Origin of the sequence: Baekduia sp., assembly GCF_035318805.1 — a bacterium.
Lineage (GTDB): Bacteria > Actinomycetota > Thermoleophilia > Solirubrobacterales > Solirubrobacteraceae > Baekduia.
Map to the genome: position 1 here is coordinate 35,695 of NZ_DATHDY010000139.1, position 25,582 is coordinate 61,276.

Genomic DNA, 25,582 nt, shown 5'->3' on the forward strand with positions numbered 1-25,582 from the left:
CTGAGTGGACCATGACGTTCATCTTGGTGGCGTTGGGTGCGGGAGTCGCGGTCAGCGTCGAGCTGCTCGAGGCGCTGGCGATCGTGCTCGCCGTCGCCGTGAGTCGCCGCTGGCGCGACGCGTTGATCGGCGCGGCGGGCGCGGTCGTGGCCTGCGCAGCACTGGCCGCCGTGCTCGGCCCGGTCGTCCTCGGCTCGGTGCCGCTGGACGCGCTGCGCGTCGTGATCGGCGCGCTGCTGCTGCTCTTCGGGCTCGAATGGCTGCGCAAGGGCACCCTGCGACTCGCCGGGCGGCGCTCGCGCGCCTCGTCGATGCAGGAGTTCGTCGAGACCCGGGAGGAACTGGAGGACGCGCCGCTGCCCCCGCCGGGGCGGCCGGACTGGGCGGGACGGCTGGTCGCGTTCAAGGGCGTGCTGCTCGAAGGCGTCGAGGTCGTGGTCATCGTGACCGCCCTGGCCGCGCGGCCGAGCGGTCCCGCGCCGGCGCTGGTCGGCGCCGCGGTCGCGTGCGTCGCCGTGCTGGCCGCGGGGGCCTGGCTGCGCCAACCGCTCTCGCGCATTCCCGAGACCGAGCTCAAGTGGGGCGTCGGCGTGCTGCTCAGCGCGTTCGGCACCTTCTTCCTCGCCGAGGGCCTCCACGTCGCCTGGCCCGGCGGCGATGCAGCGGTGCTCTACCTCGTCGCGGTCCTGGCCGCCCTCAGCCAGGCCCAGGCCCACCGCCTCGCCCGCGCACCGAGGCTCGCATGAGCTTCCTCCGCACGCTGAGGAAGCTGATCCTCGGCGAGACGTGGACGCTCCCGCTCGGCGTCGCGGCGGTCGTGCTGGTCGTCGCGCTCGTCGTCCGGCCAGCGATGGACGACGCGTGGCACGCCGCCGGCGGGTTCGTGCTGCTCGCCGGGATCGCGCTGGTCCTGGTGGTGAGCGTCGCGCGAAGCTCCGGCGCTCGGCGGCGTCAGGCGCCGCCGTAGGCCACGACGAGGTCGGTGACGATGCCGAGCAGGAACCCGACGCCGAGCAGGTAGAGCCCGAGCTCGGTGTGCCCGAGGCGCCGGACGCCGGACCAGATCTCGCCGATCACGTAGATGATCGCGCCGCCGGCGAGGGCGAAGAACAGCAACTGCAGGGCGTCGCTGGTGACCTGGTAGCCGACGATCGAGCCGACGAACGTCGGGCCGCCGCCGACCAGCCCGGCCACGGCAAGCCAGCGCCAGGAGGGACGCACGTTGCCCAGCGGTCCGACGATGCCGAACCCCTCGGTGGCGTTGTGCAGCGCGAACCCGATGATCAGCACCGTCGCCAGTCCGACCTGGCCCGCCTTCGCTGACACGCCGATCGCGAGGCCTTCGGCGAAGTTGTGGAGTCCGATCGCCGCGGCGATCGTCATGCCGGTGCGCAGCGTCCGCCGCTCGATCGCGTGCAGCGCCTGTCCGTGCTCGAGGCGCTCCGCGGCGCTCATGACGGCCGCCGACTCGCCGCCGGCCAGCGGCACGACGCTCGCGCCGCCCGGCGCCAAGCGTCGCTGGACGGTGGCGATGCCGCCGACGCCGGCCAGGAAGCCCGCGCTCAACAGCGCGAACCGCCCCACGACGGGCCACAGCGACGCCTCGTGGCTCTTGTAGGCCTCGAGGTGCGACTCCACGATGCCCAGCCCTTCGGCGCCGACGTCCATGAACAGGAACGCGAGGATGCCGACCGCCAGCATCGACAGGGAGACCCGCGCGCGGCTGTCCAGGTTCGGCATCCGGGCGATCGGAAGGCCGAGGAAGATGGTGAATCCCGCGATCGCGCCCAGCGCGACGGTCTCTGCGAACGACATCGACGTACTCCTGGTTAGGGCGGCCTAACCGGCCGCGCCTAAGTCCTACCACACCCATCCCGCCGGGCGCGGACCATGAGCGTCAGGACGGGCGAGCCGCCGACGCGCGCGGTCAGCCGGCCGCCCTCGGCGTGCGCCAGCGAGCGGGCGAGCGCCAGTCCGATCCCGTGGCCGTCGGCGTGCGCCGATCGGCGCACGAACGCGCGCTCGGGATCGTCCCCGAGGCCCGGTCCCTCGTCGGCGACGTCGATCGCGACCCAGCCGTCGACCGCCCGCGCGCAGACGGTGACCTCGCCGGCGCCGTGGCGGTGGGCGTTGTCGAGCAGGACCTCCAGGATCTCGCCGACGACGCCCGGCGACGCGGCGGCCACCGGATGCTCGCCGGCGCTGAGCACGATCCGCAGCGGGCGCCCGTCGCGCGCCAGCGGGCCCGTCCACCGCTCGCCCACGGCGTCCAGCAGCGCGCCGACGTCGGTCGTGGTCTCCGGCCGCGAGGTGTCGCGCGCCACGGCCAGCAGGGTCTCGATGGTCGCCTGGAGCCGGTCGACCTGGGCGAGGGCGGCCGGCAGCTCGGGCGGCGCCGCGCCCCGCAGCTCCATCGCCTCCAGCTCGATCCGCAGCGCCTGCAGCGGCGTGCGCAGCTGGTGCGAGGCGTCGCTGGTGAACGCGCGCTCGCGGGTGACGAGCGCGTCGAGGCGCCCGGCGGTGGCGTCGAGGGCGCCGCCGACCGCGTCGATCTCCGCGATGCCCGAGGGCGCCGCCCGCGCCGAGAAGTCACCCTCGCCGAGGCGGCGCGCCGAGGCGCCCAGCTCCTCGAGGGGCCGGGCCAGCCGGCGGGCCACGAGCACGGCGGCGAGCGTCGCCAGCACGATGATGGCCGCGGCGATGGCGGCGATCACCAGCCACGCTCCGCGGGTGTCGGCTCGCGCGCCCGCGCCGCTGCGCTCGGCGCGCACCGCGCCGATGACGCGCTCGCCCTGCAGCAGCGGCACCGCGACGACGAGCCGGCCGCCGGCGGTCTCGTCGGTGGGCCGGCCGCGCAGCACCGCGGCGCGGACGACGGCCGGCGCCCGCGCCGGACCACTGCCCGCGACGCGCCGTCCCGAGCGGTCGTAGGCACCGAGGACGTCGCCGCTCGCGGGCAGCTCGATCGGGTCGCCGCGCCGGCCGCCGACATCGATCTGCCGCGTCGAGGCCATCGTGTCGCGCTGCAGCCGCAGCAGGTCCTCGTCGCGGTAGTTGTGCCCCAACACGATGCCCAGCGGCACCGCGAGCAGGACGACGGCGACCGCGGACACGCCGGCGATCGCCCAGATGAGCCGGCGCCTCACGCGCCGTCCTCCAGCCGGTAGCCCACGCCGCGCAGGGTCGTGATCGCGTCCGCGCCGACCTTGTGACGCAGCGCGAGCACGTGCGTGTCCAGGGTCTTGGTCGACCCCATCCAGTCGGTGTCCCACACTTCGCGCATGATGCGCTCGCGGGTCACCGCCCGCCCGGCCTCGCCGACCAGGAGCGCGAGCAGGTCGAACTCCTTGGGCCGCAGCTCGAGCTCGTCGCCGTCGCGCCACGCCCGGCGCGCGCCGAGGTCGACGGCCAGGGCACCGGCGCGCAGCGGCTCGCGGTCGTCCTCGGGCTCGGCCAGCCCCGCGCGGCGCAGGTGCGCGCGGACGCGGGCCAGCAGCTCCGAGAGCCGGAACGGCTTGACGAGGTAGTCGTCGGCGCCCGCGTCCAGCCCGGCGACCACGTCGAGCTCCTGATCGCGCGCCGAGAGGATCAGGATCGCGAGGTCGGGCCGGGCCGCGCGGAGGCGGCGGCACACGTCGATGCCGTCGATGTCGGGCAGCCCGAGGTCGAGGATGACCAACTTGATGTCCTCGGTCGCCGCCGCGACCGCCGGGCCGCCACGGGCCAGCCGCGTGACCGGATGGCCCTGGCTGCCGAAGACGCGCACGAGCCCCGAGGCGATCGCCTCGTCGTCCTCCACGAGCAGGATGCCGGCGCCGGCCATGCCCGCAGCGTACGGGCCCCGCCCACGCCACCGGCGAGTTCTGACCTCGCGTTGACCTGGCCGTGGCCGCGTGCTCAACCGCTGCGCCTACGTTGGCGCCGTGCCTGCCTCGACCCTCAGCTCCCGCCCCCTCGCCGTCGCCTTCACGCTCGCCGCCGCCGCCCTGGCCGCCGCGGGCTGCGGCTCCGGCTCGTCCTCGTCCTCCGGCAGCGCCGCCGCGACGACCACCGCCGCGGCCAAGGCGCCGGCCGCCCAGGCGCCGGAGGCCAGCCCCGCCGGCGACATCCCCGACAACCAGGCCTATGTCCGCTACGCGCCACCCGGCGCGGGCTTCACGGTCAAGGTCCCGGAGGGCTGGTCGCGCACGCAGAGCGGCGGTGCGATCACGTTCACCGACAAGCTGAACTCCATCCGGCTCGAGCAGGGCACGCCACCGGCGCACGCCGGGAAGGCCAGCGCCGTCAAGCGCGCCGCCGGCACCGCGCAGAAGCTCACCTACCTGACCAAGGCCCAGCCCAACCCGGTCACGGGCAAGGCCGGGACCGACGCCGTCGAGCGCTACGTCTTCACGAAGGGCGGCCGGTCGGCCGTGCTCACCCTCAGCGGGCCCAAGGGCGCAGACAACGTCGACCCCTGGCGCATCGTCACCGACTCGGTGCGGTGGACGGCATGACCCCCGTCCTGGAGGCCGACCACCTCTTCCGCTTCTTCCACGCCGGCGACGACGAGACGCTCGCCCTCCAAGGCGTATCACTGGCCTTGGAGGCCGGCGAGGTCGTCGCCGTCACAGGCCCCTCGGGCTCCGGCAAGTCGACCCTGCTGGCGTGCCTGGCGGGCCTGGACGAGCCCGACGGCGGCGCCGTCCGCGTCGACGGCGAGCGGATCTCCCGCCGCCCCGAGGAGGAGCGCGCCCGCGTCCGCGCCCGGCGCATCGGGATGCTCTTCCAGCAGGCCAACCTCGTCGGGCACCTCTCGGTCGCCGACAACATCACCATCGCCCAGAAGCTCGCCGGCGGCGGCGAGAACGGCGCGGCGTGGCGGGCCGAGGTGCTGGAGCGCTGCGGCATCGCCGGGCGCGCCCACGCGCGCCCGTCGCAGCTCTCCGGCGGCGAGCTGGCCCGCGCCGGCCTGGCCGTGGCGCTGGGCAACCAGCCCAAGGTGCTGCTCGCCGACGAGCCCACGGGCGAGCTCGACGAGGCGACCGCCCGGCGCGTCCTCGACCTCCTGCACGCGCAGGCGGCCGGCGGCGCGGCCGTCCTGATCGTCACCCACAGCCCCGAGGTCGCCGCGCTCGCGCACCGCGAGATCCGCCTCCGCGACGGAAAGGTCGTCGACGCATGAGCATCACCGCCACCGCCACCGAGCCGCTCGTGCGCTGCGAGGGCGCGGCGCGGACCTACGGGACCGGAGCGACCGCCACGGTCGCGCTGCAGCCGACCGACTGCGAGGTCGCGCCGCACGCGCGCCTGGCGCTCGTCGGCCCGTCGGGCTCGGGCAAGTCGACGCTGCTGCACCTCATGGCCGGGCTCGACGCGCCGACGCTCGGCTCGGTCACCTGGCCGGCGATCGGCGACCGCGACGCCCTGCGTCCCGGGCCCGTCGCCGTGATCTTCCAGGGCCCCAGCCTGCTGCCGCCCCTGACGATCGAGGAGAACGTCGCGCTGCCGCTCGTGCTCGCGGGCGCGACCGACCGCGACGCGCACCTCGCCGCCCGCGTCGCGCTCGAGCTCGTCGACCTGGTCGAGCTGGCAGACAAGCTGCCCGAGGAGATCTCCGGCGGTCAGGCCCAGCGCGCCGCGGTGGCACGCGCCCTCGCCGGCGAGCCGCGCCTCATCCTCGCCGACGAGCCCACCGGCCAGCTCGACCGCGCCAACGGCGCCGCGGTGGTCGACGTGCTGCTCGCCGCCGCCGAGCACGCGAACGCCGCCCTCGTCATCTCCACGCACGACCTCACCGTCGCCGAACGGCTGCCCGACGTCTGGGAGCTGCACAGCGGCCGCCTCACGATCCCCAACGCCAAGGAGACCTCATGGTCGCGCTGACCTGGATCCGCGGGCTGATCGCCCACCGCCGCGCCCGCCTGCTGTCCACCGCCGCCGGGGTCGCCGTCGGCGTGGCGCTGCTGGCCGCCATCGGCACGTTCCTGTCCTCCACGACGTCCCAGATGACGCAGCGCGCCATCGGCCAGGTCCCCGTCGACTGGCAGGTCGAGGCCCAGAGCGGGGCCAACCCCGCCGGCGTCCTGGCCAAGGTCCGCCACCAGACCGGGGTGCAGCGCGCGCTGCCGGTGTCGTTCGCCCCCACCACCGGCCTGCAGGCCACCAGCGGCGGCTCGACCCAGCAGACCGGGCCCGGCAGGGTGCTCGGCCTGCCCGACGGCTACGCCCAGGCGTTCCCCGGCCAGATCCGCGTCCTCTCCGGCAGCGGCACCGGCGTCCTCCTGTACCAGCAGACGGCGGCCAACCTCCACGCCAGGCCCGGCGACACGGTGACCGTCAAGACCGGCAAGGGCCAGACCACCAGCCTGAAGGTCGACGGCATCGTCGACCTCCCGGCGATCGACTCCCTCTTCCAGAAGGTCGGCGCGCCCGTGGGCGCCCAGCCGCAGGCGCCACCCGACAACGTGGTCCTGCTGCCGCAGAGCATCTTCGACACCGTCGAGCGCGGCGCGGTCGTCACCACCCAGATCCACACGCAGCTGTCGCACAAGCTCCCCGGCAGCCCCAACAGCGCCTTCACCCAGGTGTCGGGCAACGCTCGCAACCTGGAGACGCACCTCACCGGCGGCGGGCTGGTCGGCGACAACCTCGGCACCGCGCTGGACGCCGCCCGCCAGGACGCGCTGTACGCCGAGCTGCTGTTCCTCTTCCTCGGCGTGCCCGGGGCGATCCTCGCCGGCCTGGTGACCGCCTCGATCGCGTCGGCCGGGGCCGACCGCCGCCGCCGCGACGCAGCGCTGCTGCGCACCCGCGGCGCCTCGACGCGCCGGCTCGTGGGCGTCGCGCTCGCCGAGACGCTGGTCGCCGGCGGCGCCGGCGTGGTCGTCGGCCTCGGCGCGGCGCTGGTGATCGGCTCCTCGGCCTTCGGGACCGCGAGCTTCGGCGCCTCGACGCTGTCGGCCGTCCTGTGGGGCGGCGGCGCCGCACTCGCCGGGCTGGTGATCGCCGCCGGATCGATCGCGCTGCCGGCCTGGCGTGACGCACGGTCGCTCACCGTCGCCGGCCAGCGCGCGCAGGTCGGCCGCCGCGACCGCGCCCCGTGGTGGGCGCGCTACGGCCTGGACTTCGCCGCCCTCGCAGGCTCCGGGTTCGTCTACTGGCAGGCGTCCAAGAACGGCTACAACCTGGTCCTCGTCCCGGAGGGCATCCCGCAGGTGTCGGTGAACTGGTACGCCCTGCTGGCCCCCGTGCTGGGGTGGATCGGCGCCGGACTGCTGGCCTACCGCATCGCCGACCTCGTGCTCGGACGCGGCCGCCGCACGTTGACCGCCGCGCTGCGGCCGGTCGCCGGCGAGCTGGCCCCGACCGTCTCGGCGACGATGGGCCGCCAGCGGCGCCTGCTGGCCAAGGCCGTCACGCTCGTCGCCCTGACGGGCGCGTTCGCCGGCTCGACGGCGGTGTTCAACTCCACCTACCAGGCCCAGGCCGAGGCCGACGCCCGGCTGTCCAACGGCGCCGACGTCACGGTCACCGAGTCGCCCGGCGTGCGCGTCGGGCCGCAGGGCGCCGCGCAGCTGGCCAAGGTCCACGGCGTCAAGAGCATCGAGCCGCTGCAGCACCGCTTCGCCTACGTCGGCGCCGATCTCCAGGACCTCTACGGCGTGCGCCCGGACACGATCGGCGCGGCGGGCAAGCTGCAGAACGGCTGGTTCTCGGGCGGCACCGCCAAGCAGTTGATGCACAACCTGGCGCAGCGCCCCGACGGCGTGCTGGTCTCGGCCGAGACCGTCCACGACTTCCAGCTCAAGCCGGGCGACCTCATCAACCTGCGCCTTCAGGACGGCAGGACCAAGGCCTTCAAGACGGTTCCGTTCCACTACGTCGGCGTCGCCAAGGAGTTCCCCACCGCGCCCAAGGACTCGTTCTTCGTCGCCAACCAGAGCTACGTGGCGAAGGCGACCGGCAGCGACGCCGTGGGCGCGTTCCTCGTGCAGACCGACGGCACGAACCCCGGCACCGTGGCCCAGCGCCTGCGCGCACAGCTCGGCACGACCGCCCAGGTGACCGACATCGTCAACCAGCGCAAGGTCATCGGGTCGAACCTCACCGCCGTCGAGCTGTCCGGGCTGACCAAGGTCGAGCTGGGCTTCGCACTGGTCCTGGCGATCGCCGCCTCCGGCCTGGCGCTCGGCCTCGGCTTCCAGGAGCGCCGCCGCACGTTCGCCATCGCGAGCGCGCTCGGCGCCCGCGGCCGCCAGCTCGGCGGCTTCGTCTGGGGCGAGTCGCTGTTCGTCACGCTCGGCGGGCTGCTCCTCGGAACGGTCACCGCGGTCGCCATCTCCGACATGCTGGTCAAGGTGCTCACGGGCGTCTTCGACCCGCCGCCCGACGTGCTGTCGGTCCCCTGGACCTACCTCGGCGGCGTGGTCGTCCTGACCGTCGGCGCGGTCGGCGCGGCAGGCGCCCTGACCCTCCGGACGCTGCGCCGTCCGGCCATCGACGAGCTCCGCGATCTCTGACCATGCCGTCGTTCAGGCGGCGTTCAGAGCACTCGGCGGACGATGCATGAAGGATGTCGCTCTCCGAACTCGATCCCATCGGCGTGCTGGTGGCCCTGACGGCGGTCCTGACCTACCGCCGTCTGCGGCGCGGGTGAGCGGCGGCTGTCCGACGACCGCCGGCAGCGCGTCGCGCGGCGCGGCCGCGTGCATCACCGCATCATGGCGGCCCTCGGCATGAACGACGTGAAGGCCGCGGCCGCGGCCGGGGTCGCGCTGGCCCTGGCGGTCGTGATGGGCGCGTGCGGCGGCGCCGGCGGTGCCGGCACGGCGTCGACCGCTGCCACGCGGCCGGCCGCCCCCGCGACGCGGACGACCGCCCGGGCCGCCGTCCCGGCCCCGACGCATCTGCGCGTCGTCGCGCGCCGCACCCTGCCCGCCCCCGTCCAGCTCCCGGCCGTCGCCGCGACCGGCGGCGGGAACGCCCTGGCCATCGGCGGCCTGGACGCCGCCGACGCCTCGGTCGCCGACGTCGTCCGGATCGCCCCCGGGGCACCGAAGCTCGTCGGCCACCTCCCGGCGGCCGCCCACGACCTCGGCGCCGCCGCGCTGCGCGGCAAGGCCTACGTCTTCGGCGGCGGGACCGCGGCGGGCCCGATCGCGACGATCGCCGCCGTGGGCCCCGGCGGCACCGTGCGCCCCGCCGGCCATCTGCCGGTGGCGATGTCGGACACGAGCGCGGCGACGATCGGCGGGACGGCCTACGTGATCGGCGGGTACACCACGACCACGCCCCTGCGCTCCGTCCTCGCCATCGTTCCCGGCCACGCCGCACGCGACGTGGCGACGCTCCCGCACCCGCTGCGCTACGCGGCCGTCGCGGCGGTGGGGCGGCGGCTGCTGATCGCCGGCGGGACCGACGGCGTCCACGCGCGGCGCGAGGTGCTGTCGGTCGATCCGGCACGTCATCGCGTCACGGTGATCGCCCGGCTTCCGGCGCCGCTCGGCCACGCCGCCGGCGCGGTCCTGGGCGGGACGTTCTTCGTGCTCGGCGGCCGCGGCGACGGCCTGACCCATCAGCGCGCGACGATCTGGGCGGTCGATCCCGCCGGCAGACGGCCGCGGCGCGCCGGGCGGCTGCCGCTGGCGCTGTCGGACCTCGGCGCCGTGACGGTCGGCGACCACGTCCTGGTCGCGGGCGGGCGCGACGCCTCCGGCCGCGTCCATGACGAGCTGTGGACGCTGGCGGCGCGATGAGCGTGCCGCGCGCGCGGGCGCTGCTCCTCGCGGCGGTCTGCGGCCTGGTGGCCGGCTGCGGCGGCGGCGCCGATCCCCCGGCGCGCACGGTCACCGGCCGGCAGCCGGCCGGCGACCCGCCGACCAGCACCGCGGCGCGCCCGCACCGCGGCGGCGCTGCGGCCCGACCGCTGCGACCCGGCGGCATCCCGCCGCCCCTCGCTCGCACCGACGTCTACGCCGCGGGCCGCCCAGGCCTCCTCGCCCCCCAAGTCCGCGGCGACCCCGCGCGCGTCTACGTCCCCAACAGCGTCTCGGGCACCGTCGACGTGATCGACCAGCGCAGCGGCCGGATCGTCGACCACTTCGACACCGGCGCCAACCCGCAGCACGTCACGCCGTCCTGGGACCTGCGGACGCTGTGGGTCACCAACGACCTCGGCAACTCCCTGACGCCGATCGACCCACGGACCGGGCGCCACGGCCGGCGCGTGCCCGTGCGCGACCCCTACAACCTGTACTTCACCGCCGACGGCCGGCGCGCGATCGTCGTCGCCGAGGCCGACCGCGCGCTGGACTTCCGGTCGCCGCACACGATGCGGCTGAAGAAGTCCTTGTCCATCCCCGCCTGCGCCGGGATCGACCACATGGACTACACGGCCGACGGCCGGACCGCCCTGGCGTCGTGCGAGTTCGCCGGCCGCATGGTCGTCGTCGACCTCCGCACCGAGCGCGTGGTCAAGACGATCGACCTCAAGCGCGGCGCCATGCCCCAGGACGTCAAGCTCTCACCCGACGGCCGCACGTTCTACGTCGCCGACATGGCCTCCGGCGGCGTGTGGCTCCTCGACGCCCGCCGCCTGCGCGTCATCCGGTTCGAGCGCACCGGCCGCGGCGCCCACGGCCTCTATCCCAGCCGTGACTCGCGGACGCTGTACGTCTCCAACCGCGACGAGGGCACGATCAGCCTGATCTCGTTCCGCACGCGCCGGCCGTATCGCCGGTGGCGCCTGCCGGGCGGCGGCTCGCCGGACATGGGCGGCGTCTCGGCCGACGGCCGCGTGCTGTGGCTCAGCGGTCGCTACGACAGCGAGGTGTACGCCATCTCGACCCGCACCGGCCGGCTGCTGCACAAGATCAGCGTCGGGCGGGGCCCCCACGGCCTGTGCGTCTGGCCGCAGCCCGGGCGCTACTCGATCGGGCACACCGGCATCCTGCGATGAGCACGGTCTACGACCTGAGGTGGAGGCAAGTCCATCCTCACGAGCGATGGTGGCGGAGCGCCTTCTCGCCGATCATGGAGGACATGATCGAAGTCGACCACATCACCAAGCGTTACGGGGAGAAGGTCGCCGTCGACGATCTCACCTTCACCGTCAAGCCGGGCATCGTCACGGGCTTCCTGGGCCCCAACGGCGCCGGCAAGTCCACCACCATGCGCATGATCCTCGGGCTCGACGCCCCGAGCGCGGGCCGCGTCGAGGTCAACGGCAAGGCCTACCGGGACCTGCAGGCGCCGCTGCACGAGATCGGGGCGATGCTCGAGGCACACGCCATCCACACCGGTCGCTCCGCCTACCACCACCTGCTGGCCATGGCCCAGACGCACGGCATCGCCCGCACCCGCGTCAACGAGGTCATCGAGCTCGTCGGCCTGGAGGACGTCGCCCGCAAGCGCGTCGGCGGCTTCTCGCTGGGCATGGGCCAGCGCCTGGGCATCGCGTCCGCGCTGCTGGGCGACCCGGGCACCGTCATCCTCGACGAGCCGGCCAACGGCCTGGACCCCGAGGGCATCCTCTGGATCCGCAACCTCCTCAAGGGCCTCGCCGCCGACGGGCGCACCGTGTTCCTCTCCTCGCACCTGATGAGCGAGATCGCCCTGACGGCCGAGCACCTCGTGGTCGTCGGCCGCGGCCGGCTCATCGCCGACACGACGGTCGCCGAGATCGTCGCGCAGGCCTCCCTCAACGGCGCGGTGCGCGTGCGCACGCCCGACGCCGCGCAGCTGCGCAGCGCCCTGGCGGCCGACGGCGTCACGGTCGCCAGCGCCGAGCGCGGCGTGCTGGAGGTCCAGGGCATCGAGAGCGAGCGCATCGGCGCGATCGCCGCCCAGCACGGCATCGTGCTGCACGAGCTGACGCCGCATCGCGCCTCGTTGGAGGACGCCTTCATGGCCCTGACGGGCGACTCGGTGGAGTACCACGCCGCCGGCCTGGACCGCCTCCCCACCGAACTGGAGCACGCCGCATGAGCACCGCCGTACTCACCGAACGAGCCGCCGCCGCGCCGCGCGGCCGGGTCACCCAGGGCAACGTCGTCCGCTCGGAGTGGACCAAGTTGATGACCTTGCGCTCGACGCGCTGGTCGCTGCTGGCCGGCTTCGTCTCCATGGCCGGCCTGGGGATCCTCGTCGCCGCGGTGCAGATGGGCCGCTGGGCGCAGCTGGCCCCGCACGAGCGAGCCACCTACAACTCGCTCGACACCGCCGTCGGCGGCTACCACCTGGCCCAGCTGGCCGTCGGCGTCCTCGGCGTCCTGGTGATCGCGGGTGAGTACTCGACGGGCATGATCCGCTCGAGCTTCATGGCCGTGCCGAAGCGCCTGCCGGTGCTGTGGGCCAAGATCGGCGTGTTTGCCGCCGTGACGTTCGTCCTGACGCTGGTGGCCTCGTTCATCGCGTTCTTCGCGGTGCAGGCCATCGTGACCCAGCACGGCCAGCAGCACTCGCTCGGCGATCCTGGAGCGCTGCGGATCGTCGTCGGTACCGCGCTCTTCCTCACGCTGCTCGGCGTCATGACGACCGGCATCGGCGCGCTGGTGCGCAACACCGCGGGCGGCATCGCGCTGTTCGTCTTCCTGCTGTTCGTCCTGCCCGGGATCACCGGGATCCTCCCCGCCAGCGTCGCGGACTCCATCAGCCCCTACCTGCCGCTCAACGCGGGCACCGTCATCGCCACCAGCACGTTCGAGAACTCGAACCACCTCTCCCCCTGGGGCGGGCTCGCGCTCTTCGCCGGCTACGCGGCGCTGGCGGTCGGCGCGGCGGCCGTGGGCCTGCTGCGGCGCGACGCCTGATCGGCGCCTGCCCGTCGGAGGCGGGGCTACCGTGGACCACGTGAACACCAGCAGCCCGGACCCGCGGCCGAACCGCCTGATGGCGCTCGGCGCGGCGCGGCCGTGGCTGCTGGACGTCGCGATCGTGGCCGCGATCATCGTCCTGGGCTCGCTGCCGGGTCCCGACCGGCCCGGCGGCGCAGGCGGCCGCCTGTTCACCGTGGCGCTGGCCTTGCCGCTGCTGCTGCGCCGCCGCCGGCCGGTCGGCGTCTTCGCCGCGGTCTCGGTCGTCGCGCTGATCCAGTGGGCGACGGGCGCGCGTGCCTTCGGCGACACCGCGCTGCTCGTGGCGCTCTACACGGTCGCGGCCACGCAGCCGCTGCGGATCATGCTGCTGGCGGGGGGCCTCCTGGAGCTCGGCGTGGTGCTCGCGGCCGTCCGGTGGGCGCAACCGCACTGGCTCGAGGCGTTCGTCGGCCTCTCGGCAATGGTCACCGCCGCGGGCGTGCTCGGCACCAACGTCCGGCACCGCCGCGCGCTGCTGGCCACGCTGCAGGAGCGCGCCGCGCGCCTGGAGCACGAGCGTGACCAGCAGGGCCGGCTGGCCGCCGGCGCGGAGCGCTCGCGCATCGCGCGCGAGATGCACGACATCGTCGCCCACAACCTCTCGGTGATGATCGCCCTCGCCGACGGCGCGAGCTACGCGGTGCGTGACGCGCCCGATCGCGCCGAGGATGCGATGCGCACCGCCTCCCGGACCGGCCGCCAGGCGCTGACCGAGATGCGGCGGCTGCTCGGCGTGCTGCGCGAGGACCCGGGCCCGCAGGCGCTGGCGCCCCAGCCCGGCATCGACCAGATCGACGCGCTCGTCGAGCAGGTGCGCGGCGCGGGGCTCCCGGTGCGCTACGACATCTCTGGTGAGCCCGCCGACGCGATCCCGGCCGGCCTGCAGCTCGCCGCCTACCGCATCGTTCAGGAGGCGCTGACCAACACGCTCAAGCACGGCGGGCCCACCGCCGACGCCCACGTCATGCTCGGCTTCGCCGCCGGCGAGCTGCGCATCACGATCGTCGACTCCGGGCCCGAGCCGGCGGCCGCGGCGGCCGAGGGCGGCGGGCTGCGCGGGATGCGCGAGCGCGCCGCGGTCTACGACGGCCTCGTCGAGGCCGGCCCGCGCGACGGCGGCGGCTGGCAGGTCCGGACCCGGCTCACCTTCGCCGGCGTCCCGGCCGAGGCGACGCCGGCATGAGCCGGACGTCGATCGTCCTCGTCGACGACCAGGAGCTGCTGCGCATGGGCTTCCGGATGGTGCTCGACGCCCAGCCCGACCTCGAGCTCGTCGGTGAGGCCAGCGACGGCCACGAGGCGCTGGAGCTCATCGGGGAGCTCGAACCCGACGTCGTCCTGATGGACGTGCGCATGCCCGGGATGGACGGGGTCGAGGCGACGCGGCGGATCGTCGAGCGCGGCCGGCGCTCGCGCGTGATCATCCTCACCACCTTCGATCTCGACGAGTACGCCTACGCGGCCCTGCGCGCCGGCGCCAGCGGCTTCCTGCTCAAGGACGCCCAGCCGGCCGACCTCCTGTCGGCGATCCGCGCCGTCGCCAGCGGCGACTCGGTCGTGGCGCCGAGCACGACGCGCCGGCTGCTGGCGACCCTCGCCCACCGGCTGCCCGATCCGCAGCGCGTCGAGGGCGCCGCAGACGCGGAGCGTGAGGCGCTGACGCCGCGCGAGCGCGAGGTGCTGACCGCCGTGGCCCGGGGCCTGTCGAACGCGGAGATCGCCGACGAGCTCGTGCTCTCCGAGGCGACCGTCAAGACGCACGTCGGCAAGATCCTGGCCAAGCTGCAGCTGCGCGACCGCGTCCAGATCGTGGTGTACGCCTACGAGCGCGGCCTGGTCGAACGCTCGGCCTGACCGCCGTCCGGCCGATCAGCCGACGATCACGTCGATGCCGCCCTCGGCGATCGCCGGGCCGCAGGCCTCGGGCGGCGGCGCGTCGGTGACGATGCGGTCGATCACGTCGGCCTCGCACACCCGCACCAGGCCGGCCATCGCGAACTTCTCGGCGTCGGCGAGCAGCGTCACGGACTCGGCCGCCTCGATCATGGCGCGCTTGATCGGGACCTCGACCATCGTGGAGTCCCAGACGCCGATCTCGGGATCGACGGCGCTCGTGCCGAGGAACAGCAGGTCGGCCTTGAGCTGGCGCAGCGAGCTCTCGGCAAGGATGCCGACGAGCGACCGGTAGTTGCGGCGCACCAGGCCGCCGGGGAGGATCAGCTCGATGTCGGGATCGGGCACGAGCTCCTCGTAGACCGCCAGGCTCGTGGTCACCACCGTGATCTTGCGCCCGTGCAGGTGCCGCGCCGCCTGCAACGTGGTGGTGCCGATGTCGATCATCACCGTCTGGCCGTCCTGGACCATCGCCGCCGCGGCGGCGCCGATGCGGTCCTTGGCCTCGAGGCGCTCGACGACGATCTCGTCGAACGGCCGCTCGCTGGTCGCGTTGACCGCGCCGCCGCGGACGCGCTCGAGGCGCCCGGCGCGCGCCAGCGCGCGCAGGTCGCGCCGGACGGTCATCTCCGACACGCCGAAGCTGGCGGCCAGGTCCGAGACGTGGGTCGACCCAGAGCGGACGGCGCGCAGGATGTCCTGCTGCCGCTGGGCCGGGATGGTGTGGCGGGGGCTCGGGGTGCTCATCGCAGAAGTGGGCGGCGACCGACTTGTATCAGAGCCGGACGGGCCACAGGGGATCTCTCAGTGATCCCCCGTAGGAGCCGCCTGGAGGCCCGGTGAGGAGACCGGACCTCCAGGCGGGGGTGTCCCCTGCGGGACGGTCAGCGCCCGTGCGGCCGGGCCAGCGGCAGGGCGAAGGCCTGGACCTCGTCGTCGGGGGTCAGGTAGGACACGAGCGCCGTCCCGTCCTTGGCCAGCTTCGCGCGTCCGGCGGCGTCCAGCCGGATCTTCACGTGCTGGGTCCCGCGCCTCACCGCGACCGTCCGCGAGTCCACGACCCGGCCGCTCTGGTCCGTGCCCCAGGCCGGGTAGCCGCCGTCGGTCAGCGCGCAGGCGTCGAACCCGAAGCTCGCCAGGTCGGCGAGCGAGCTGTCGGGGCCGGGCGCCGGGCAGCTGCTCGTGTACACCGGGATGAACCCGGTCGGGCCCGACCACAGGTACACGCGCGCGGTACCGGATCCGGTCGACGTGATCTTCATCTCGGCCGAGCCCGCCTTGAGCTTGACGTCGTCGATCGCCAGGCGGTTGCCCGCCGGGGCCGGCTTGCGCCCCGCGATCGGCACGCCGTTGCGCGCCGACTGCGCGATCGTCTGGGGGGACATCGTCCCGTCCAGGTTCGAGCTCGACACCGTCGGGTCGGCCGGCGTGGTCGGACGGCCGGCGGGCGGGGTGTAGTCGGCCATCTTGGCGTGGCCCCAGCGGTACGGCGCGGCCTGCACGCCGTTGATGCCCGACCAGGCCAGACGGGTCTGGTTGGCGTCGATGTGGCGCAGCGCCGTCGTGCCCGCCGCGGCGTTGTTGTCGTTGTCGTACGGCGTGATGTTCAACGCCATGTTGTCGGGATCGACCGCGGCCGGCAGATCGGCGAGCGGGATCTTGACCTCGAGGTCGTAGCCGCCCCCGTAGGAGTGGCTGACCGTCGTCTGGTTCGTCCCGACCCACTTGGCGGTCGATGCGACCTGGACGCCCGGCGCGTTCGGGGCTTCGGCGACCGTGTCGGCCAGCGGCCCGGTCGAGTAGCCCTGGTGGTTGTCGGCGTCACGCGACCAGCACGGCCCGTTGGCCCCGTTGCCGTTCGTGTTCTGCGGGTCGTTGGTGTAGGGGAAGATCCCCAGCTTGAACGTGTTGGCGGTGTCGAGCGTCGTCGCGTTCGCGTCGCCGCGCGGATCGATCAGGATCTCGACCGAGTCCGCCAGCCAGTGCGCGACGCACTCCGACGGGGAGACGGCGTAGCCCTGGTAGTCGTCCTGCACGTGGATGTAGAAGTACAGGGCGTCGCTCGCGTGGGTCATCTTCGCCCAGCTGCTCGTGGCGCCGCCGACCGTCCCGGCCGAGCCGCAGTCGACGCCGGCGGGCGTGCAGGTCTTGCCGCCCTCCCAGTACTTGCCGATGTCGATCGCGGGGCCGGCGTACTCGCCCGCGCCCTCGGTGCCGTCGACGGTCGGAGCCGCGGCGGCCTTCGGGATCGTCGTGGTCGGCACGATGGCGATCGTCATGGTCTCCGACGACGAAGCCGTGCTCGGCTGGTCGTGGGAGGTCGCGATCCCGATCGTCGACAGCTGGTTGCCCGGCAGCGAGCCGTCGGTGTTGGTCAGGACGAACTCGACCGTCGCCTCGGCGCCGGCGGCCAGCGGCCCATAGGGCTTGGTGGACGACGTCGCGGTGATGTTGGACGGCAGCGTCAGCGAGACGTCACCGCTCTGCGTGTCCGACGACCAGTTGTGCACGCGCACGGTGATCGTCTTGGTCTCGCCCACGCCCATCGACTGCATCGCCTGCGAGCGGCCCAGCCGGCGCGCGAGCGGCGCGGTCTTCTCGACCCAGGCCTCGTACTCCTTCCACTCTCCCCAGCGCTCGAGGCGACCCTCGACCGGCGACACGACGCGGACGACGCCGTCCGTGTAGCCCGTCGCCGAGCCGGAGGTCACGACCGCCGAGATCTTGTGGTTGGCGTCCAGCGCGGCGCCCGCCGCCGGCGTCACCGTGAAGCTCACGCTGCTCTCCGCCGAGGACGTCATCGCCGCGATCGGCTTGCCGGCCTGGTCCACCGTCCAGCCCGCGGGCACGGTCAGCGCGGCCGTGCCGGCGGCGATGGTCGCGCCGCCGGACTTCACGCGCACCGTCGCGGTGAACGGCTTTCCGGGCACGTTGTAGAAGTCGGAGAACGTGATGCGCTCCGTGGTGCCGAGCGGGAGCCCGCCCGGGTCCTTGACGGACGCGCCGTAGAGGATCGCGTCGTCCTTGCCGGCCAGCGGGTTGGCCGCGCCGCCGGAGGTGGTGTTGGGCTGGAACGGCACCGTGGCGTAGGTCTGGCCGAACCGCGAGCAGCTCGGGCCAGCGGTGCCCTGCTGCATCGTGCGGCTCTGCGTCGGGTACGCCAGGCGACCCTCGGAGGCGACCTGCGCCCACGACTTCGCCGAGCCGGCCGGCTTGTTCTGGATGTTGCCGGGCGCCCAGGTGTACGGCGAGTCGTAGCCGAGCCAGACGCCGGTGACCGTGTCGACGTTCGTGGCCGCGGGGACGAAGCCCGTGGTGCAGTCGGCGGCCGCCGCGCTGCCGCCGGTGCCGGCGGTCGAGCCGCCGGAGAAGACCTTCTTGACCTGCCACGTGCTCAGGGCGTCGGGGCCGGTGAGCTGCTCGGGGAACATGCTCGGGTCGGCCGCGGCCTGCATGCCCTCCCAGATGTAGCGGCCCGCCTGCTGGTGGTTGCCGTGGCCGGCGCCCTGGATCGTCGGGGTGAACCCGATGTAGATGTCGGGCTGCGTCATGCGGATGATCCGGGTGATGCGCCGCAGCGTCTCGTCCTCGCCCCAGAAGTGCTGGGTCAGCGGCGCGCTCAGGTTGTAGAAGAAGTCGACGCGGTCCAGGTTGAAGACGTCGACGGTGCCCGACCGGTAGTGGGCGACGCGGTCCTCGTTCTCGCGCCGCAGGCCGAGGGCCGGGCCGATCTCGGTCCCGGCGCCGTTGCCGCCGCCCTCGCCGCGCGTGACCATGATGATCCCGCACTTGGTGCCGTAGCGCTGGTGCCACACGCCGCACGGGCCGATGATGCTCGTGTCGTCGTCGGGGTGGGCCCACTCGCCCATCACGTTGATCTTCACGGCCTTGCTGGCCGTGTAGGGACTCGCGGGTGCCGCGAGCGCGGAGCTCGCCAGGCCGAGAGCGACGATGGCCAACGCCATCAGGACCACGCCGAAGCGCTTCACGACACTTCCTCCTTGTTCCACGGACAGGCACCCCCACCGCCCGTCTCCCCCGTTCACAGCTTCGCACGAGTTCGAACAGATGAGTGGTAGTGCCAACCTAGACCGGCCCCGACACCCATGTCAAGCATCGGCCCGCATCCGTTGTTCCAAAGGGCCGATGGCAGCTCGAAGGCGACAACGCAGGCCGCAACACCTTTGAACACCTTTGGACAGCGCCGCGCTAGTGGGTCGCGCCCACTAGGACGCGATCGGCGCGCCGCGTGTGGCGAGCGCCGCGCCGGTCTCGGCGTCGAAGTACCGCAGGCCGGCCGGCACCACGCCGAACGTCAGCTCGTCGCCGGGCAGCAGCGCCGCCCGGCCGTCGTAATGCACGACGAGGCGCGCGGCGCCGGCGTCCACCCCGACGAACGTCTCGCGCCCCAGCGCCTCCACGTAGGCCACGCGCCCCGCGATCGGCCCGGCCAGGTCGGTGCGGTCCGCCGTCCACGGGCGCGCGCACTCCGGCCGGACGCCCACGGTGACCGCCGCCGGCAGCGTGTCGCGTCCCGGCAGCACCACGTCGATCGGGCCGGACGCCAAGCGCACGCCACCGGCCGGCTCGGCACGCGCCTCGGCGTCGAAGAAGCTCATCGCCGGGCTGCCGATGAAGCCGCCGACGAACTTGTTGGCCGGCCGCTCGTAGAGCTCCTCGGGCGTGCCGACCTGCTCGAGCCGGCCGTCGTGCATCACCGCGATGCGGTCGCCCATCGTCATCGCCTCGACCTGGTCGTGGGTGACGTACACCGTGGTCGTGCGGACGTCCTTCTGCAGGCGCTTGATCTCCCCGCGGGTCTGCGTGCGCAGCTTGGCGTCGAGGTTGGACAGCGGCTCGTCCATCAGGAAGACCTGCGGGTCGCGCACCAGCGCGCGGCCCAGCGCGACCCGCTGCGCCTGCCCGCCGGAGAGCTGGCCGGGCTTGCGGTCAAGGTAGCGCTCGATGTCCAGGGCGGCGGCCGCCTCGCGCACGCGCCGCTCGATCTGGTCCTTGGGCGTCTTGCGCCGCTTGAGGCCGAACGCGAGGTTCTGGAAGACCGTCATCTGCGGGTAGAGCGCGTAGTCCTGGAAGACCATCGCGATGTCGCGCTCGCGCGGCGCGATCGCGTTGACCTTCTTCGGCCCGATGTACACCTCGCCCGCGGTGATCGACTCCAGGCCCGCGAGCATGCGCAGGGCCGTGGTCTTGCCCGAGCCCGACGGGCCGACCAGGACCATGAACTCGCCGTCGGCGATGTCGAGCGTGAGGTCGCGGACGGCCGCGACGGCGCCGTAGCGCTTGTGGACTTCCGAGAACCGGACGTCGGCCATGTTCTACCCCTTGACGGCACCGGAGAGCATGCCCCGGATGAAGTGGCGCTGGAGGAATACGTAGAGGACGACCACCGGCAGGGCGACGATGCACGCGCCCGCCGCCAGCAGCGTCAGATCGGCCTGGTTGCGGCCCTGGAAGAAGCTGAGGCCCAGCGGCGCCGTGCGCAGGCCCTCGTCGGTGACCATCACGAGCGCCAGCAGGAACTCGTTCCAGGTCCACATGAACAGCAGCACCATCATGGTCAGCACGGCCGGTCGCGCGAGCGGCATCAGCACGCGCCAGAGCACGAGCCAGCTCGACGCCCCGTCGATCCGCGCCGCCTCGACCAGCGACCGCGGCACGGTCCGGAAGAACGCGCGCATCCAGAACGTGCCGAACGCGATCGAGGTCCCCGCCTGCGGCAGGATCAGCGCCCAGTAGGTGTCGGTCAGCCGCAGGTCGCGCAGGTCGTAGTACAGCGGGACGATCATCGCCTCCATGGGCACCATGAGCCCCAGGAGGAAGATGTAGAACAAGATCTCCGATCCGCGGAAGCGCATCAGGCCGAAGGCGTAGCCGGCGAGGATCGACAGCACGGTCGAGATCGCGACCACCGACACCGACACGATCCCGCTGGACTTCAGGTAGCTGCCGAAGTTGCCCTGCTCCCAGGCCCGGCGGAAGTTGTCGACGTGGAAGCCGTCGAAGCTCCCGAAGCCGGCCAGCCCGCCGGGCTGCTGCATCGCCGTCACGACGATGCCGAGGATCGGCAGGATCGCCAGCAGCGAGAACACGCCGAGGATCGCGTAGGCCACCGACTGCTCGCGGCGACTGGTCATCGGCGCGCTCCCGTCCCTCGTTCGGCGACGCGGTTGATCGCCACGGTGATCGTGAAGATGAGCGCGGCGAGCACGATGCCGATCGCCGCGGCCGAGCCGACCTTGCCGGTCTCGAAGGCCCGCTGGTAGACCTGGAAGGCCGGGACCGAGGTCGCGTCCCCCGGGCCGCCCTTGGTCGTGATGTACACCAGGTCGAAGTTGCGCAGCGCCGCGATCGTCGTCAGCGTGAGCGCGACGGCGATCTCGCCCCGCAGCGCGGGCAGCGTCACCGCGAGGAACTCGCGGACAGCGCCCGCGCCGTCGACGCGGGCGGCGTCGTAGAGGCTCGGCGGGATCTTCTGGACCCCGGCGGTCAGCAGCACCATCGCCAGGCCGTACATCACCCAGGTGCCGATCAGGCCGACCGCCGGCAGCGCCACGCCGAAGTCCCCGAGCCACGACTTGGCCAGGCCGTCGAGCCCGACGCCGCGCAGCGCGGTGTTGATCGGCCCGTTGCCCGGGTCGTAGATCATCCGCCACATCACGGCGACGACGACCATCGCCACCACCTGCGGCAGGAACAGCACCACCCGGAACAGCGGCAACCCGCGGACCTGGACGCGCGCGATGACGCCGGCCAGCATCAGGCCGATCGCCACGGGCAGCCCCGCGTAGAAGATGAGGAGGATCAGCGCGTGGCCGAACGCCGTGCGCAGCGCCTGGTCCGAGAGGACGTCCTGGTAGTTGTGCAGCCCGACCCAGTGGCCCGCCGTGATCCCGTCCCAGTCAAACAACGACAGCCAGAAGGCGTGCACCAGCGGGGCGAGGACGAACGCCCCGAAGACCAGGAGCGCCGGCAGCAGGTAGAGGTAGCCGATGCGCCGCGGCTCCCCCGGCGGCCGCTCGTCGCCACGCCCCCGGCGCGCGGCGAGCGCCGCCGCCGGGGACGTGACGAAGGAGCGGGCGCTCATGTCAGCTCGACGCCTTCGCCGAGCTGACGCTGCCCTGCACGCTCTTGCTGAAGTCCTCCGGCGAGGTCTTCCCGGCCAGCAGCTTCTGGATCGCCGCCGAGATGTCGTCGTAGAACGTCGTCGTCGTGTAGTCGAGGTACGGGATCAGCCCGTCGGCCTTGCCGAGGGTCGTCCAGGCCGTGGCCACCTCGCCCAGGAGGCCCGTCGTCGCCGACGGAGCATCGCTCTTCATCGCCGGCAGGTTGTCGGTCTCGGACAGCGCCTTCTGCGCGTTGGCGTCCGTCAGGAAGTCGATGTACGCCGCTGCCACATCGGGGTTCTTGGCCTTGCTGGTGATCGTGAACGGCAGGCTCTCGCCGCCGAGCGCGACCGGATCGGCGCCGGCGTCGGCGCCGGGCATCAGGAAGAAGCCCACGTTGTCGCCCATGCGCTTGGAGAGGTCCGCGACCAACCACGTGCCCGCGATCAGGAACCGGCCCTTGCCACCGGAGAACCGCTTCCACGCCGGGTCATAGCCCACGCCGTTGAAGTCCGGCGTGAAGTTGCCGCTCTTGGCCCACCCCTGCAGCTTGGTCGCCGCCTCGGTGAACGCCGGCGTGTCGAACGAGGCACCCGACTTCTGGAACACGAAGTCGCGGACCGCCTGCTTGTCGGCGGTCTGGCCGAGCAGGGTCTCGTACTCGTGGATCCCGGGCCACTTGTCGAGGTTGCCGAACTGCACCGGCACGTCGCCCTGCGCCTTGGCGTCGGCGACCTGCTGCTCGAACTCGGCCAGCGTCTTGGGAACCGCGGTGACCTTCTTCTTGTTGTAGAACACGCCGACGATCTCGCCCATCTGCGAGAGGCCGTACAGGCTGCCCGCGCCGAACGTGGTGCCGGTCGGCTCGAACTTGTTGAGGTCGAGCAGCAGGCTCGGGTAGCGATCGGCCCAGCCGTAGATCTTGGCGTAGTCGTCGACCGGCCGGATCAGCTTGGCCTTGACCAGCTGCCCCATGACGCCGAGGCCCTGGTTGGCCTGGACGACGTCCGGAGCCTTCGGGCCGGACACCGCGAGCTTCAACGTCGTGTTGACGTCCTCGAAGGACTTCGCCACGCGCTTGATCTTCACGTTGGGGTATTTGGCCATGAACTCGCCGTTGAGGCGCTTGATCTGCGCCGCCTGACCACCGCGGACCTCCTGGTCCCAGACCGTCAACGTCACGTTGCCGGCCTTGGCCACGTCCGGCTTGGCGCTGGCCGTCGTCTGCGTCTTGGCGTTGTCGGACGAGCCGCCCGGCGTGCCGCCGCAGCCGACGGCCAGGGCGGTCGCCCCCGCCACGACCAGCGGCGCGAACATCCTCGAAAGCTTCATTGCGGTGTCTCCTCCTCGTGCTGCACGGATGAGTAGCGGGCCGGCAGCGCCAGCCCTCGTTGTGCGCCCGCCTCGGCGAGCACGTCGATCGATGCGGCGCCGGCCATCGCGGTGCTGACCCGCACCGAGAGCGCCGCGTACAGGCAGGCCCACGCCAGGCAGTCCCGCGGCGGCGCACCGCCGAGGTCGGCCCAGGTGAACGCTGCGGTGAAGAGATCTCCCGCGCCGGTGGTGTCGACGGCCTCGACCGCGAAGCCCGGCACCTCCAGCAGCTCGCCGCCCTGGACCGACACGGCGCCATTGCGACCGCACGTGACGACCACGCGGGCAGCGTCGGCGGCGAGGATCCGGGCCGCCGCGGCGACGTCCGAGGCGCCGGTCAGGGCCAGCGCCTCACGCGCGTTGAGCACGAGCGCCCGGGCGGCGGAGACGCCCAGCGGCAGGCCGTCGCCGTACAGGCGTGCGTCCTCGTCGCCGGCGATGGCGTACAGGTCGGCCCCGGCCGGGGCGCACCCGATGCGCGTCAGCGACAGGATCGCCGCGCGCGGGTGATGCTCCTCCAGGTCGGCGGCGCGCAGCGCGAGGTCGGGCTGGAACGAGGCCATCGCCCGCTCGCCCGCGACCGGCATCACCGCGGTGACGGCCGTGCGCGCCACCGTGCGCGAGTTGAGCCGGATGCCCTCGGCCTCCAGCGCGGCGCGCAGGGCGGCGCCGTCGGCATCGCGGCCCAGCGGCGACGCGAGCGCGACCGACAGGCCGAGGCGCGCGGCGCCGACGGCGATCGTCGCGCCGCCGCCCGGCGACCGCAGCAGATCGCGGGCGAAGCGCTCCTCACCCGCGCCCGGGAGCGCGTCGAGCCCGGCGAACGTCAGGTCGAGGAAGGCCGGCTCCCCACACGCCACGTCCACGCTCACGCGCCGAAGACCTCCTTCAGCGCCGGGAGCTGCGCGCAGTAGCCGTCGAGGATGTCGCGCGCGGTGGTGACCGAGGGGACGAGCGGGTGCAGGGCAAGGGCCTTGATCGCCAGCTGCCGCGAGCCGGTCGTGGCCGCCTCGATCGTCGTGCGCTCGACGTCCTTCATGGTCTGCACCAGCGCGCGGGCATGGGCCGGGACCTCGCCGACGGCGACGGGCACCGGGCCCGAGCGGCCGACGATGCACGGGACCTCGACGACGGCCCGGTCGTCCAGGAACGAGAGCGCCGACCGGTTGGCCGTGTTGAGCGTCAGCACCACGCGGCTGTTGAGCGCGATGGCCTCCAGCACGGCCATCGCCTCGTGCTCATAGCCGCCGTTCTCGTCCAGCTCGTGCTCGCACGCCACGCCCGCGGCGTCGCGCGCCTCGGCCATGTAGGTGCGCTCACGGTCGTGGCGCGTCGCTCGCCAGCTGGCGAGCGCGACCTGCGGCGCCTGCTCGCCCTCCGCGTAGAACTCGGCCTGCTGGTCGAGCAGGAACGCGCCGCGCGACGCCGGGCTGTTGAGGATCGCCCGGACCGTGTCGGAGTTGTAATAGAAGTAGTAGAGGTACTCGTTGGGGATCATCCCCAGCGTCCGCAGCCAGTCGCCCCCGAAGAGCCGGCCCTCCTCGAAGGTGTCCAGCGCCGCGTCGTCGGAGAGCACGCGGCCCAGCAGCTCGCCCTCGCTGTCGCGCACACCGTGCAGCCAGCCGAGGTGGTTGAGCCCGAAGTAGTCGAACCACAGATCCTCGTGGTCGCGGCCCAGCGCGCGCGCGACGCGGCGGAACATGCCGGCAGGCGAGTCGCAGATGCCGATGGCGCGGTCGCCGACGACCTGCTGGACCGCCTCCGTCACCATGCCCGCGGGGTTGGTGAAGTTGATGAGCCAGGCCTGCGGCGCGTGCTCGCGGACGACCTCGGCGAGCTCCATCATCACCGGGATCGTGCGCAGGGCGAAGCAGATGCCGCCCGGGCCCGTGGTCTCCTGGCCGAGGACGCCGAGGTCGAGCGGGACGCTCTCGTCGACCACCCGTCCTTCGAGCTGGCCGACGCGGATCGCGCAGAACACGAAGCTCGCGCCGTCCACGGCGTCGACGATGTCGGTGGTCGACCGGAACGGAAGCTGCACGCCGTGCTCGATCGCGAGGCCGGACAGCACGGGGGCGATCCGGTCCAGACGCGACTGCTCGAGGTCGTGGAGCACGATCTCCTCGAGCCCCAGGCGATCCCGGGCGCGGAGGAGTGCCGTGTAGACGAGCGGCACGCGGAAGCCCCCGCCCCCGACGATGGTCAGCTTCATACGATGGTTACCTCGATCCCGGCTTCGTCGATGGCCGCACGGCGGGTCGCCGGAACGGCCGTGTCGGTGGGCTGTGGTCGATGGCGTCGGGTCCGCAGACGCGGACCCTGCGCGACGACCTCCTCCGTCACAGCCGGAAGCTA

At 73.4% G+C, this 25,582-nt stretch carries 23 protein-coding genes; 12 read left to right on the forward strand and 11 right to left on the reverse strand.

Translation table 11 applies throughout. The features are described from left to right. Window positions 1–11 precede the first annotated feature (11 nt). A complete protein-coding gene (locus VK501_RS27995; RefSeq protein ID WP_324343347.1) occupies window positions 12–746 on the forward strand; it encodes a hypothetical protein in 735 nt (244 codons plus the stop codon). Continuing rightward, the gene (locus tag VK501_RS28000) at window positions 743–967 is read left to right on the forward strand and encodes a hypothetical protein (protein WP_324343348.1); all 225 of its coding nucleotides are present in this window, start codon (window positions 743–745) and stop codon (window positions 965–967) included. Before VK501_RS27995 ends, VK501_RS28000 begins: the two co-directional genes overlap by 4 nt. Here the strand turns inward: VK501_RS28000 and VK501_RS28005 are convergent. From VK501_RS28005 to VK501_RS28015, 3 genes are read right to left on the reverse strand one after another with little or no spacing between them, the layout of a single operon-like run. Next, window positions 952–1,815: a ZIP family metal transporter gene (locus VK501_RS28005; RefSeq protein ID WP_324343349.1), complete on the reverse strand. Its 864-nt coding sequence runs from the start codon at window positions 1,813–1,815 to the stop codon at window positions 952–954. The genes VK501_RS28000 and VK501_RS28005 overlap by 16 nt on opposite strands. A 38-nt stretch (window positions 1,816–1,853) precedes the next feature. After that, window positions 1,854–3,146 (reverse strand): HAMP domain-containing sensor histidine kinase, encoded by a 1,293-nt coding sequence (locus tag VK501_RS28010; protein WP_324343350.1) that lies wholly within the window; start codon window positions 3,144–3,146, stop codon window positions 1,854–1,856. Then, a complete protein-coding gene (locus VK501_RS28015; protein ID WP_324343351.1) occupies window positions 3,143–3,823 on the reverse strand; it encodes a response regulator transcription factor in 681 nt (226 codons plus the stop codon). The genes VK501_RS28010 and VK501_RS28015 overlap by 4 nt, the downstream gene beginning before the upstream one ends. 100 nt (window positions 3,824–3,923) lie before the next feature. Here VK501_RS28015 and VK501_RS28020 point away from each other — a divergent pair, with 100 nt between their 5' ends. The 10 genes from VK501_RS28020 (at window position 3,924) to VK501_RS28065 (ending at window position 14,690) form a co-directional block, all read left to right on the forward strand. Beyond that, the gene (locus VK501_RS28020; RefSeq protein ID WP_324343352.1) at window positions 3,924–4,496 is read left to right on the forward strand and encodes a hypothetical protein; all 573 of its coding nucleotides are present in this window, start codon (window positions 3,924–3,926) and stop codon (window positions 4,494–4,496) included. Then, a complete protein-coding gene (locus tag VK501_RS28025; protein ID WP_324343353.1) occupies window positions 4,493–5,164 on the forward strand; it encodes an ABC transporter ATP-binding protein in 672 nt (223 codons plus the stop codon). Before VK501_RS28020 ends, VK501_RS28025 begins: the two co-directional genes overlap by 4 nt. Continuing rightward, entirely contained in the window at window positions 5,161–5,865 is a 705-nt protein-coding gene (locus VK501_RS28030; protein ID WP_324343354.1) for an ABC transporter ATP-binding protein, read from the forward strand. Before VK501_RS28025 ends, VK501_RS28030 begins: the two co-directional genes overlap by 4 nt. Beyond that, a complete protein-coding gene (locus VK501_RS28035) occupies window positions 5,853–8,501 on the forward strand; it encodes an ABC transporter permease (RefSeq protein WP_324343355.1) in 2,649 nt (882 codons plus the stop codon). Before VK501_RS28030 ends, VK501_RS28035 begins: the two co-directional genes overlap by 13 nt. Before the next feature lie 186 nt (window positions 8,502–8,687). Beyond that, complete coding sequence (locus VK501_RS28040; RefSeq protein WP_324343356.1) at window positions 8,688–9,737, forward strand: kelch repeat-containing protein; 1,050 nt, start codon at window positions 8,688–8,690, stop codon at window positions 9,735–9,737. Next, window positions 9,734–10,939: a hypothetical protein gene (locus VK501_RS28045; RefSeq protein WP_324343357.1), complete on the forward strand. Its 1,206-nt coding sequence runs from the start codon at window positions 9,734–9,736 to the stop codon at window positions 10,937–10,939. Before VK501_RS28040 ends, VK501_RS28045 begins: the two co-directional genes overlap by 4 nt. An 83-nt stretch (window positions 10,940–11,022) precedes the next feature. Next, on the forward strand, window positions 11,023–11,967 hold the full coding sequence (locus VK501_RS28050) for an ABC transporter ATP-binding protein (protein WP_324343358.1): 945 nt from the start codon (window positions 11,023–11,025) through the stop codon (window positions 11,965–11,967). Continuing rightward, entirely contained in the window at window positions 11,964–12,791 is an 828-nt protein-coding gene (locus tag VK501_RS28055; RefSeq protein ID WP_324343359.1) for a hypothetical protein, read from the forward strand. The genes VK501_RS28050 and VK501_RS28055 overlap by 4 nt, the downstream gene beginning before the upstream one ends. Before the next feature lie 40 nt (window positions 12,792–12,831). Next, a complete protein-coding gene (locus tag VK501_RS28060; RefSeq protein WP_324343360.1) occupies window positions 12,832–14,019 on the forward strand; it encodes a sensor histidine kinase in 1,188 nt (395 codons plus the stop codon). Next, window positions 14,016–14,690, forward strand: a complete 675-nt coding sequence (locus VK501_RS28065; protein ID WP_324343361.1) for a response regulator transcription factor — start codon at window positions 14,016–14,018, stop codon at window positions 14,688–14,690. The genes VK501_RS28060 and VK501_RS28065 overlap by 4 nt, the downstream gene beginning before the upstream one ends. 15 nt (window positions 14,691–14,705) lie before the next feature. On the opposite strand, the gene VK501_RS28070 is transcribed toward VK501_RS28065, so the two are convergent. From VK501_RS28070 to VK501_RS28105, 8 genes are all read right to left on the reverse strand, one after another. Then, a complete protein-coding gene (locus VK501_RS28070) occupies window positions 14,706–15,476 on the reverse strand; it encodes a DeoR/GlpR family DNA-binding transcription regulator (RefSeq protein WP_324343362.1) in 771 nt (256 codons plus the stop codon). A 137-nt stretch (window positions 15,477–15,613) separates the two neighbouring features. Beyond that, complete coding sequence (locus VK501_RS28075; protein ID WP_324343363.1) at window positions 15,614–18,718, reverse strand: PIG-L family deacetylase; 3,105 nt, start codon at window positions 18,716–18,718, stop codon at window positions 15,614–15,616. A gap of 237 nt (window positions 18,719–18,955) precedes the next feature. Further along, on the reverse strand, window positions 18,956–20,062 hold the full coding sequence (locus VK501_RS28080) for a sn-glycerol-3-phosphate ABC transporter ATP-binding protein UgpC (protein WP_324343364.1): 1,107 nt from the start codon (window positions 20,060–20,062) through the stop codon (window positions 18,956–18,958). A 3-nt stretch (window positions 20,063–20,065) separates the two neighbouring features. Continuing rightward, entirely contained in the window at window positions 20,066–20,884 is an 819-nt protein-coding gene (locus VK501_RS28085; RefSeq protein ID WP_324343365.1) for a carbohydrate ABC transporter permease, read from the reverse strand. Further along, window positions 20,881–21,834, reverse strand: coding sequence for a sugar ABC transporter permease (locus tag VK501_RS28090; protein ID WP_324343366.1), 954 nt, complete (start codon window positions 21,832–21,834; stop codon window positions 20,881–20,883). Before VK501_RS28090 ends, VK501_RS28085 begins: the two co-directional genes overlap by 4 nt. A gap of 1 nt (window position 21,835) precedes the next feature. After that, entirely contained in the window at window positions 21,836–23,185 is a 1,350-nt protein-coding gene (locus VK501_RS28095; RefSeq protein ID WP_324343367.1) for an extracellular solute-binding protein, read from the reverse strand. Further along, window positions 23,182–24,099: a carbohydrate kinase family protein gene (locus VK501_RS28100; protein WP_324343368.1), complete on the reverse strand. Its 918-nt coding sequence runs from the start codon at window positions 24,097–24,099 to the stop codon at window positions 23,182–23,184. The genes VK501_RS28095 and VK501_RS28100 overlap by 4 nt, the downstream gene beginning before the upstream one ends. After that, complete coding sequence (locus VK501_RS28105; protein ID WP_324343369.1) at window positions 24,096–25,439, reverse strand: 6-phospho-beta-glucosidase; 1,344 nt, start codon at window positions 25,437–25,439, stop codon at window positions 24,096–24,098. The genes VK501_RS28100 and VK501_RS28105 overlap by 4 nt, the downstream gene beginning before the upstream one ends. Between the last annotated feature and the right edge of the window lie 143 nt (window positions 25,440–25,582).

What these genes read in the sequence shown, in the direction of transcription:
- VK501_RS27995 (WP_324343347.1), top strand. Translation starts at nt 12, where the DNA reads ATGACGTTCATCTTGGTGGCGTTGGGTGCGGGAGTCGCGGTCAGCGTC.
- VK501_RS28000 (WP_324343348.1), top strand. Translation starts at nt 743, where the DNA reads ATGAGCTTCCTCCGCACGCTGAGGAAGCTGATCCTCGGCGAGACGTGG.
- VK501_RS28005 (WP_324343349.1), bottom strand. Translation starts at nt 1,815, where the DNA reads ATGTCGTTCGCAGAGACCGTCGCGCTGGGCGCGATCGCGGGATTCACC.
- VK501_RS28015 (WP_324343351.1), bottom strand. Translation starts at nt 3,823, where the DNA reads ATGGCCGGCGCCGGCATCCTGCTCGTGGAGGACGACGAGGCGATCGCC.
- VK501_RS28025 (WP_324343353.1), top strand. Translation starts at nt 4,493, where the DNA reads ATGACCCCCGTCCTGGAGGCCGACCACCTCTTCCGCTTCTTCCACGCC.
- VK501_RS28030 (WP_324343354.1), top strand. Translation starts at nt 5,161, where the DNA reads ATGAGCATCACCGCCACCGCCACCGAGCCGCTCGTGCGCTGCGAGGGC.
- VK501_RS28035 (WP_324343355.1), top strand. Translation starts at nt 5,853, where the DNA reads ATGGTCGCGCTGACCTGGATCCGCGGGCTGATCGCCCACCGCCGCGCC.
- VK501_RS28045 (WP_324343357.1), top strand. Translation starts at nt 9,734, where the DNA reads ATGAGCGTGCCGCGCGCGCGGGCGCTGCTCCTCGCGGCGGTCTGCGGC.
- VK501_RS28050 (WP_324343358.1), top strand. Translation starts at nt 11,023, where the DNA reads ATGATCGAAGTCGACCACATCACCAAGCGTTACGGGGAGAAGGTCGCC.
- VK501_RS28055 (WP_324343359.1), top strand. Translation starts at nt 11,964, where the DNA reads ATGAGCACCGCCGTACTCACCGAACGAGCCGCCGCCGCGCCGCGCGGC.
- VK501_RS28065 (WP_324343361.1), top strand. Translation starts at nt 14,016, where the DNA reads ATGAGCCGGACGTCGATCGTCCTCGTCGACGACCAGGAGCTGCTGCGC.
- VK501_RS28070 (WP_324343362.1), bottom strand. Translation starts at nt 15,476, where the DNA reads ATGAGCACCCCGAGCCCCCGCCACACCATCCCGGCCCAGCGGCAGCAG.
- VK501_RS28080 (WP_324343364.1), bottom strand. Translation starts at nt 20,062, where the DNA reads ATGGCCGACGTCCGGTTCTCGGAAGTCCACAAGCGCTACGGCGCCGTC.
- VK501_RS28085 (WP_324343365.1), bottom strand. Translation starts at nt 20,884, where the DNA reads ATGACCAGTCGCCGCGAGCAGTCGGTGGCCTACGCGATCCTCGGCGTG.
- VK501_RS28090 (WP_324343366.1), bottom strand. Translation starts at nt 21,834, where the DNA reads ATGAGCGCCCGCTCCTTCGTCACGTCCCCGGCGGCGGCGCTCGCCGCG.
- VK501_RS28095 (WP_324343367.1), bottom strand. Translation starts at nt 23,185, where the DNA reads ATGAAGCTTTCGAGGATGTTCGCGCCGCTGGTCGTGGCGGGGGCGACC.
- VK501_RS28105 (WP_324343369.1), bottom strand. Translation starts at nt 25,439, where the DNA reads ATGAAGCTGACCATCGTCGGGGGCGGGGGCTTCCGCGTGCCGCTCGTC.